Here is a 4725-nt window from a genome sequence, read left to right on the forward strand (position 1 = left end):
CCACCATGAGGTAGGCGCCACCAGGTCCGCGATGCGGCGGAACTCGGCGAAGTCCAGCTGGCGGGCATAGGCGGACCAGCCGGCCACGATCAACGCCGGCTTGTGCTCGAGCGCCAGGCGCTCCACCTCGGCCATGTCGATCCGGTGGTCCTCTTCGCGGACCTGGTACGGGATCACGTTGTACAGGCGGCCGGAGAAGTTGATCCGCATGCCGTGCGTCAGGTGCCCGCCATGGGCCAGGTTCAGGCCCATGATGGTGTCGCCCGGCTTGATGAGGGCGTGCATCACCGAGGCGTTGGCCTGGGCACCGGAGTGCGGCTGCACGTTCGCGTACTCTGCGCCGAAGAGGGCCTTCACGCGGTCGATCGCAAGCTGCTCGATGACGTCCACGTGCTCGCAGCCACCGTAGTAGCGCTTGCCCGGGTAGCCCTCGGCATACTTGTTGGTCAGGACCGAGCCCTGCGCCTGCATGACAGCCACGGCGGTGTGGTTCTCGGACGCGATCATTTCCAGGCCCGAACGCTGACGGTTCAGCTCATCGTCGATCTTCGCCGCGATCTCCGGATCCAGCTCGGACAACACGGTGTCCAGGGACGGCGAAACTACCTGCTCGAACAGGGTGTTATCGGTACCTGCGGCCCCGGTTGCGGCGCTCACAGCTCGCCACCGTTCTTGGAAGCGTATTCCTCCGCGGAAAGCAGCGGACCGTCGGACTCGGCGGCCACCTTGAAGAGCCACCCCGCACCATACGGATCGTTGTTGATCAGTGCGGGATCGTCGACGACGGCGGAGTTCACTTCCGTGACCTCGCCCGTCACCGGGGAGTACAGGTCCGAGACGGACTTGGTGGACTCAACCTCGCCGCAGGTCTCCCCCGCAGTCACAGCGGCACCGACCTCGGGCAAGTCAACGTACACAATGTCGCCGAGGGCGTCGGTGGCCACGGCGGAAATGCCGACAGACACAAGGTTGCCGGCTTCGCGGGCAACCCACTCGTGCTCGTCGGAGTACTGGAGTTCAGGTGCAACTTTTGCCATGTTTTTTCCTTTGCGTTGGTCTAAATCTAATTGTGGTCGGGTTGGGTGGCGGGTGACGGAATTCCTCGGCGTGCTCGCTCGTTCCTCGCTTAGACGCACGCTGCCGGAATCCCGTCACCCGCCGTCCGCCAGTTCAGTTTTCGGGGCCAACAGTTCCGGAAAAGAACGCTGGCCCTTTCGGGATTAGTAGGTGACCCGTGGTTCCAGTAGGCCGATTCAGTTCCAGTGGGCCAACCTGCGGGAGGTAGCCCACCTTCCAAAAACCTAGGGCGATCGAACGCGACAGGTGCAGGTTCGCAACAGAGGCACCAAGGGTGAGCCGAGGTCCATACCGTTCGCCCTTCTGTTCGATAACCACCCATCAGTTCGATAACCAAAGGTGACGAGGACGGCCCCATCGGGACCGGCATCCGGCAGCGGGCGTCTAAGGGAGCGTCACGTCCGCTCAGCGGGCGTCTTTCGCGACCGAGCCCGCAGAGGATGTCGGACCCGACGGGCCTAAGGCGAGACGGCTTACTTAACCCGCTTATAGAACGGCAAGGCGACAACCTCAAACGGCTCGGACTTGCCGCGCAAGTCCACGTCCAGGGCCGTGCCCGGTTCGGCGTGTTCGACGTCGACATAGGCCAACGCTACGGGGTAGCCGAGGGTGGGGCTGGGCTGGCCGGAGGTGACTTCGCCGACAACTGCGCCGTCCTTGAGGACCGGGTAATGGCTGCGGCCGGCGCGGCGGCCCAAGCCCTTGAGGCCAACCAGCTTGCGGCCGCTGGTGGAACCGGCGCCCTCAGCCTTCAGGGCTTCCAGGGCAGCGCGGCCTACGAAGTCGCTTTCCTTGGCGAGCGAGACAACAGGGCCCAGGCCTGCCGAGAAGGGGTTGCCTTCGCGGGAGAGCTCGTTGCCGTAGAGCGGCATGCCCGCCTCGAGGCGCAGGGAGTCGCGTGAGGCCAGGCCGGCGGGGATCAGCTCGCCGTCCTCGGCAACGTCCGCGATTGCTTGCCACAGGGCGGCAGCGGCGTCGTTGTCCACGAAGATTTCGAAGCCGTCCTCGCCCGTGTAACCGGTGCGGGCGAGCAGCAGATCCGTGGTGTTCCCGGCAAAGGTGAAGGGCACCTCAACGGCGGCGTAGTACTTGAGCCCGGTGACGAGGGAGTGCTGTTCGGCCGGGACCAAGCGGAGGAGGATTGCCTCCGCTTTGGGACCCTGGACGGCGATCAGCGAGGTTGCCGCGGAGGCGTCCTCGACGACGACGTCGAAGTTGGCTGCCCGCTGCGCCAGCGCCTCGGCGACAACCTTGGCGTTGCCGGCGTTCGGAACCACCAGGAACTTGGCATCGCCGCGGCGGTACGTGATGAGGTCGTCGATGATGCCGCCGTCTTCCTGGCAGATCAGCGAGTACTTGGCCTTGCCAACCGACATGGCGGAGATCTTGCCCACCAAGGCGTAGTCCAGGAAAGCCGCGGCTTCCGGACCGGTGACCCAGACTTCGCCCATGTGGGAAAGGTCGAACAAGCCGGCGGCGTTACGTACTGCGTGGTGTTCGGCCAGTTCGGAGGAGTATTTCAGGGGCATCTGCCAGCCACCGAAATCGGTGAAGGAAGCGCCGAGCTTCTTGTGCTCTTCGTAGAGCGCAGTGTAGTTCTCAGTCATCGTGAGGAGTCCTTTAGTTCTCGAAGGCTTCGATCGGCGGGCAGGAGCAGACCAGGTTGCGGTCGCCTGCGGCGCCGTCGATGCGGCCGACGGGCGGGAAGTACTTGTCCTGCTTGAGGTGGTGGACCGGGAAGACGGCCTGCTCGCGGGAGTACTCACGGTTCCAGTCCGAGGAGACGACGGCGGCCGCGGTGTGCGGTGCGTGGCGCAGCGGGCTGTTCTCCACCGTGAAGTCGCCGTGGGCAACCTGGTCGATTTCCTTGCGGATGGTGATCATGGCTTCGATGAAGCGGTCGATCTCCCCGAGGTCCTCGGATTCGGTGGGCTCCACCATCAGGGTGCCCGCGACCGGGAACGCCAGGGTGGGAGCGTGGAAACCGTAGTCGATGAGGCGCTTGGCAACATCCTCGGCGGTGACGCCGGTCTTGGCCGTCAGTTCGCGCAGGTCAAGGATGCACTCGTGGGCCACGAGTCCGCCTTCACCGGTGTAGAGGACCGGGAAGTACTCGTTCAGGCGCGAGGCGATGTAGTTCGCAGCGAGCAGCGCGGACTTCGTGGCCTCGGTGAGGCCTTCGCCGCCCATGAGCTTCACGTAGGCCCAGGAAATCGGCAACACACCCGCGGAGCCGTAACGCGAAGCGGAAATCGCAACGCCATGACCGTCCTCATGCGCTGCCTTGTTGGCATCGCCCGGCATGAAGGGTGCGAGGTGTGCCTTGGCCGCGACCGGGCCGACGCCGGGTCCGCCGCCGCCGTGCGGGATGCAGAAGGTCTTGTGCAGGTTCAGGTGGGAGACGTCGCCGCCGAATTTGCCCGGCTGGGCCAGGCCAACCAGGGCGTTCAGGTTCGCGCCGTCAACGTACACCTGGCCGCCGGCCGCGTGCACCGAGTCGCAGATTTCGCGGACGTCGGCGTCGTACACTCCGTGCGTGGACGGGTAGGTGATCATGATGGCCGAAAGGACATCCTTGTTAGCGTCGATCTTGGCCTGCAGGTCCGCGTGGTCGATCGTGCCATCGGCAGCCGTGGCCACCACGACCACTTTCATGCCGGCCAGCACCGCCGAGGCTGCGTTGGTGCCGTGTGCCGAAGCCGGGATGAGGCAGACGTTGCGCTGCAGGTCCCCGCGGGAGTGGTGGTAGCCGCGGATGGCCAGCAGGCCCGCGAGCTCGCCCTGGGAACCGGCGTTGGGCTGGATGGAGACCTGGTCGTAACCGGTGATCTCCGTCAGGTCAGCTTCCAGATCTTCGATCAGTTCGCGCCAGCCATCGGTCTGGGAATCCGGGGCGAAGGGGTGGATCGAGGCGAATTCCGGCCAGGAGATGGCTTCCATCTCGGCGGTGGCGTTCAGCTTCATGGTGCACGAACCCAGCGGGATCATGGTGCGGTCCAGCGCCAGGTCACGGTCCGACAGCTTGCGGATGTAGCGCAGCAGCTGGGTCTCGGATCGGTGCGTGTTGAACACCGGGTGCTGCAGGAAGTCCGAAGAACGCTCGACGGCGGCCTCCAGCGCGAAACCCTCACCGGACTCAAGTAGCTCAGCACCAAACACCGCGACGACACCAAAAGCATCAAGGACGCCGCCGACAATTTCCTTCGTAGTGGTCTCGTCAACGGAGACACCAACAGTGTCGGCGTCGATGCCGCGCAGGTTTATGCCCTTGGCCTCGGCGGCTGCAACGATCTCGGCAGCCTTGCCCGGGACCCGGACGGTGACGGTGTCGAAGAAGCTGCCGTGCAGGACCTCAAGGCCCGCGGCCTTGAGGGACGCTGCCAGGGTGCGGGCGTGGTTGTGGGCGGTCTCGGCAATCGCCTTCAGGCCGTCGGGGCCGTGGTAGACGGCGTACATCGAGGACACGATGGCCAACAGTGCCTGCGCGGTGCAGATGTTGGACGTCGCCTTCTCGCGGCGGATGTGCTGCTCACGGGTCTGCAGCGCCAGGCGGTAGGCGGGAGTGCCGGCGTCGTCCTTGGAAACGCCCACCAAGCGGCCCGGCATGGAACGCTCGAGGCCCTTCTGGACCGCCATGTACGCGGCGTG

3 protein-coding genes and 1 pseudogene are annotated in these 4725 nt (G+C 65.2%); all 4 read right to left on the reverse strand.

Annotation, left to right across the window (positions count from 1 at the left end; genetic code table 11):
* Positions 1 to 657 (reverse strand): annotated as a pseudogene (locus tag AHiyo1_RS08085) (serine hydroxymethyltransferase); the annotation flags it as partial.
* Complete coding sequence (gene gcvH, locus AHiyo1_RS08090; RefSeq protein WP_059388212.1) at positions 654 to 1037, reverse strand: glycine cleavage system protein GcvH; 384 nt, start codon at positions 1035 to 1037, stop codon at positions 654 to 656. The pseudogene AHiyo1_RS08085 and the gene gcvH, both read right to left, overlap by 4 nt.
* Before the next feature lie 513 nt (positions 1038 to 1550).
* Positions 1551 to 2684, reverse strand: coding sequence for a glycine cleavage system aminomethyltransferase GcvT (gene gcvT / locus AHiyo1_RS08095; RefSeq protein WP_059388213.1), 1134 nt, complete (start codon positions 2682 to 2684; stop codon positions 1551 to 1553).
* A gap of 13 nt (positions 2685 to 2697) precedes the next feature.
* On the reverse strand, positions 2698 to 4725 hold a 2028-nt coding region (gcvP, locus tag AHiyo1_RS08100; protein ID WP_059388214.1), incomplete at its 5' end, for an aminomethyl-transferring glycine dehydrogenase.

Source organism: Arthrobacter sp. Hiyo1 (genome assembly GCF_001263615.2).
Classification (GTDB): Bacteria; Actinomycetota; Actinomycetes; order Actinomycetales; family Micrococcaceae; genus Arthrobacter.

Bases quoted from the DNA above. Each gene is read 5' to 3' on its own strand.
- gcvT (WP_059388213.1), bottom strand. From the start codon at position 2,684: ATGACTGAGAACTACACTGCGCTCTACGAAGAGCACAAGAAGCTCGGC.
- gcvH (WP_059388212.1), bottom strand. From the start codon at position 1,037: ATGGCAAAAGTTGCACCTGAACTCCAGTACTCCGACGAGCACGAGTGG.